Raw genomic sequence first — 1,152 nt, forward strand, 5'->3', positions numbered from 1 at the left:
TGACGGCTCCGAACGGTCCGTCGCAGGAGCGGGTGATTCGGGCGGCGTTGGCCGGTGCGGGTCTGAGTGGTTCCGATGTGGATGTGGTGGAGGCGCATGGGACGGGGACCCGGCTGGGGGACCCGATCGAGGCGCAGGCACTGCTGAACACCTACGGTCGCGACCACACCGATGAGCAGCCTCTGTGGCTCGGTTCGCTGAAGTCCAACATCGGACACACCCAAGCCGCGGCCGGTGTCGGCGGCGTGATCAAGATGATCCAGGCGATGCGCCACGGCGTCCTGCCCCGAACCCTCCATGTGGACGAGCCGTCGGGACACGTGGACTGGGACACGGGCGCCGTGGAACTGCTGACCGAGGCGCGGGAGTGGCCGGCCGTGGGCCGTCCCCGACGGGCCGGCGTGTCCTCCTTCGGGATCAGCGGCACCAACGCCCACGTCATCATCGAAGCGGTGGAACACGACGAGGCCGAGGCACCGAGGGAACCGTCGAGGTCCCTGCCCGCCGTCCCGTGGACGCTCTCCGGCCGGACCCCGGCCGCGCTGCGCGACCAGGCGGCGAAGCTGCTGTCCCACCTCGAGCGGCAGGAGACCTCGGACGAGCGGGACGGACAGCACGCCGCCCCGCCGACCGCGTACGACATCGCCCTGTCGCTCACCGCCACGCGTGCGGTGTTCGATCACCGTGCCGTGGTGGTGGGTGCGGATGGTGAGGCGCTGGTGGAGGGATTGCGGGCGCTGGCGTCCGGGGATTCGTCGGCGCGGGTGGTGTCCGGATCGCGGACGCCGGGCCGCACGGCGGTCCTGTTCACCGGTCAGGGCGCTCAGCGGATCGGCATGGGGCAGGAGCTGTATGCGGCGTTCCCGGTCTTCGCGGCGGCGTTCGACGAGGTCGCCGGTGCGCTGGAGGAGCATCTGGGCCGGGCGCCGGGGGAGATCATCCGCTCGGGTGAGGGCCTGGACGACACGGCCAACACCCAGGCCGCCCTGTTCGCCGTCGAGGTCGCCCTCTTCCGGCTGGTGGAGTCGTGGGGGATCGTCCCGGACTACCTGGCCGGTCATTCGGTGGGTGAGGTGGTGGCCGCGCATGTCGCGGGGGTGCTGGATCTGGCGGATGCGGCGGCGTTGGTGGCTGCGCGTGGCCGTTTGATGC

1 protein-coding gene is annotated in these 1,152 nt (G+C 71.4%); it reads left to right on the plus strand.

Going from position 1 to position 1,152, the window contains the following annotated elements; translation table 11 throughout:
• Positions 1-1,152 (plus strand): acyltransferase domain-containing protein (locus IE178_RS35030; RefSeq protein WP_193515066.1); only part of this gene is annotated, 1,152 nt, incomplete at both ends.

The sequence above is a fragment of the Streptomyces griseoloalbus genome, assembly GCA_014650015.1.
Lineage (GTDB): Bacteria > Actinomycetota > Actinomycetes > Streptomycetales > Streptomycetaceae > Streptomyces > Streptomyces griseoloalbus.